The sequence below is a fragment of the Nitratireductor sp. GCM10026969 genome, from assembly GCF_042660605.1.
Classification (GTDB): Bacteria; Pseudomonadota; Alphaproteobacteria; order Rhizobiales; family Rhizobiaceae; genus Chelativorans.
The window spans coordinates 1-3,200 of sequence record NZ_JBHSUM010000256.1; the positions used below are offsets into that span (position 1 = coordinate 1).

Annotated in this window: 3 protein-coding genes and 1 pseudogene; 2 read left to right on the plus strand and 2 right to left on the minus strand. The window is 66.1% G+C overall.

Features of this window, described 5'->3' with window-relative positions:
• Positions 1 to 468, minus strand: a pseudogene (locus ACFP9U_RS24470) (tungsten formylmethanofuran dehydrogenase); the annotation flags it as partial.
• A gap of 227 nt (positions 469 to 695) precedes the next feature.
• Entirely contained in the window at positions 696 to 1,073 is a 378-nt protein-coding gene (locus ACFP9U_RS24475) for a 4a-hydroxytetrahydrobiopterin dehydratase (RefSeq protein ID WP_322449957.1), read from the minus strand.
• A 154-nt stretch (positions 1,074 to 1,227) separates the two neighbouring features.
• Between ACFP9U_RS24475 and ACFP9U_RS24480 the strand changes: the two genes are divergently transcribed.
• Positions 1,228 to 2,196 carry a beta-ribofuranosylaminobenzene 5'-phosphate synthase family protein gene (locus tag ACFP9U_RS24480; RefSeq protein WP_378625420.1) on the plus strand — a complete coding sequence of 323 codons (969 nt, stop codon included), beginning with the start codon at positions 1,228 to 1,230 and terminating at the stop codon, positions 2,194 to 2,196.
• Between the two features lie 45 nt (positions 2,197 to 2,241).
• Positions 2,242 to 3,138, plus strand: coding sequence for an NAD(P)-dependent methylenetetrahydromethanopterin dehydrogenase (locus ACFP9U_RS24485; RefSeq protein ID WP_378625421.1), 897 nt, complete (start codon positions 2,242 to 2,244; stop codon positions 3,136 to 3,138).
• Positions 3,139 to 3,200 lie beyond the last annotated feature (62 nt).

The following is a 3,200-nucleotide window of genomic DNA, read 5'->3' on the forward strand; positions in this document are numbered from 1 at the left end:
GGCAAGCGTCGCGGGAAGGTCGGCGCCGTCGCAGGCAAGCCGCGTGGCCTGTCCGTCGAGCGCCGCCGGCGGGGGATCGTTGCCGCGTTCCGGCACAAGAAAGAAGTCGCGTGTTCGGCGCTCGGCAAGGTCCGGTGCCGTTTCGGCAAGCGTGCGAAGGTAGTCGTGATGGGGTTCGGGCAGCGCGCCTACGACCACGACGAGGTCCGCTCGGCGCCGTACCTCGCCTGCGCTGACGAAGATCCCGCCGCTGTCGCTGACGAGCGCCGTCTCCCGCGCGAGGCTTTCGCCGTCGAAGTGGTCGTAAGCCGCACCGACCCGCCCCGCCAGCACGATGGCCGCACGAGTTCCGTCGACATCCGCATCAATACTGATAACCGGGCACCAGCTCTCCGCCAGGAGCCGTGCGGCATGGCCGACCGCATCCTGCACCAGCGCGTCCCGGTCGCCGATCCATGCAACCGTCATCAAACGCTATCTTTCTGGTGCCCGAAAAAACTTTAGACGAAACTTCGCTGCAGGTGAAGCCCCGTTGTCGATGGCAAAACGACCCCTCGTCATCCCGGCCAAGGGAACGCAAGCGACCGCGCGCCGGGATCCAATCCGGAACGTGGACGAGTCACGGAATGGGTCCCGGACAGCCTCCGCTCCGCTACGGCTTCCGGGATGACGCGACGGCGCGGGTGATGGGCCGCTCAATCATACTTGATATAGGCGAAGCGCTGGTCCTCGGGCGTCCCTTCCAGCGCGCCGCCTTCCAGCCCCGGCTGCCACTGCACCACCTCCTCGATCTTCTTCGCCAGCTCGAAATCCTTGTCGGTGACGCCCTTTGCCGCATGGTTCATCAGGCGCACCTCGACCCAGGCGTAGGAGGCGGTGATGTCGGGGTGGTGAAAGGCGGCCTCCGCCAGGTGGCCGACGCTGTTGATGACCATCAGCGTCGATTTCCAGCTGTGCGTCTTGTATTTGCGACGGATCCAGCCTTTTTCATAATACCATTTGGGCAGTTCCGCGCGAAGCCGCTCGACGATCTCCTCTTCGGAATAGACGCGATCCTTCTGCCGGTCAGCCATGTAATCCTCCGTTTTGCGCTTGTGGCGTTCGGGCGTTCCGCCCCGGAAGTCCGTGTGCGACAGCTTCCGGCTTGCCCTGACGCGGAAAGCCGCTATCATAGGCGCGGGCACCCGAACATGAGCGATGCATTGATGATGCACCCAATGGGGGCAAATGTCGACTTTTGTCACCGCTTCCGTGCCTGCCCGTCTTCATCTCGGCTTTCTCGACCTTAACGGCGGTACCGGGCGACGCTTCGGCAGTATAGGGCTCCCGCTGAGCGAGCCGGAAACGGTCGTCAGCCTGGCGCCGGCTTCCAGCACGCGTGTCGAAGGTCCGGACCGCGAACGCGCGGCCCGGCACCTGGAAACCCTGTGCCGGCATCTGAACATCCGTGCCCGCCACCGCCTGGTGGTGGAGGAAGCGATCCCGCCGCACCGGGGGCTCGGATCCGGAACCCAGATGGCCGTCGCCGTCGCGGCCGCACTTCGCACGCTGCACGGCCTGCCGGTCAACGCCGGTGAGGACGCACGCTTTCTCGGGCGGGGCGAGCGGTCGGGCATCGGCATCGCCGCCTTCGACGAGGGCGGGCTGATCGTCGACGCCGGACGCAGCGCGGAGGACCGCGAACCCCCTGTGGTCTCCCGTATCCCATTCCCGCGTGACTGGCGTGTGATCCTCATCCTCGATCACGGGCACACCGGGATTCATGGCCAGGAGGAGATCGCGGCGTTTCGCGCGCTGCCCCCCTTCCCCGCGCAAAGCGCGGCGGAAATCTGCCGCCGGGTCCTCATGCAGGCCTTGCCTGCGGCGGTGGAGGAGGATCTTGAAGCCTTCGGCGCCGCCATCGAGGAGATCCAAATCCAGGTCGGAAGCTACTTTGCGCCTGCCCAGGGCGGCATCTTCGCCAGCAAGCAGGTGGAGCGCGTCGCCAGGCGGCTGGCCGAGGCGGGTGCGGTCGGAATCGGGCAAAGCTCCTGGGGACCGACCGGTTTCGCCTTCGCGCCGAACGAGGAGGCGGCACGCGATTATGTGCACGCCGCGCACGAGGTCGCCGAGAAGGACATTGAGATGCGCATCGTCCGGGGGAGGAACAGCGGCGCCGGGGTCACCAGGCGCACGCTTGGCCTGCTCGGGAGCTGAACTTTTCAATCGAGGGCACCACGACACCAGCCGGATAGGAAGCATATGGCCCGCAAGAACATACTCCACATGATAACGCCCCTCAGCCAGATGAGCCCGTTCGACGTCAACATGGCGCTCGACGCCGGTTTCGACGCCGTCGTTCCCTATGTGAACGTGGACGTCACCGACGTCACCGGCCTCGTGCAGGACGCGATCTTCTCGCGCCCGCCCGATGCGGGCGCCGACACCGGCATCTTCATCGCCGGCAAGAACGTCATCCTCGCGCTCGACATGCTGGAGGCGGCCGGGAAGGCGATGGTGCCGCCCTTCTCAGTGAGCGTCTTCGCCGATCCGGCAGGCTCCTTCACGACCGCCGCCGCCATGGTGGCCAAGGTGGAAAAAGTGCTGCAGGAGAAGTTCGGGCGCACGCTTGAAGGTGCCCGCGTAGCGATCTTCGGCGCCACGGGCGTGGTCGGCTTTTGCACCGCTGTGATCGCGGCAAGGGAAAAGGCGTCGGTCACGCTCGTCGGGCACGACGGCGCGGAGCGGGTGCAGAAGATCGGGGCGGAGATCAAGAGCCGTTTCGATCTCGACGTGCGCGCCGTCGACGGCTCCACGGATCACTCCAAGTCGGGCATCGTCGCCGACAGCGAGATCATCCTTTCGGCCGGCAAGGCCGGCGTTCAGGTCATCTCGAAGGAGCACCTGCGCCACGCGGCGAAGCTTGTCATCGCAGCCGATGTGAACGCCGTGCCACCGGCGGGCATCGAGGGCGTGGCGGTGGATGCGGACGCGGCGCCGCTCGAAGGCACCGGCGCCGTCGGCATCGGGCCGCTCGCCACGGGCAACGTCAAGTACAAGGCCGAGTTCGGTCTCTTCAAAAGGATGATCGAAGCGAAAAAAACCGTCACACTCGATTTTCAGGATGCATTTACCCTTGCCCGCGAGATCGCCAAGTAACCGCCCGCTCCTGATCGCGGCGATCTCCGGCCGGGCGTTGGCGGCGGCGGCAAGGCGCGCCG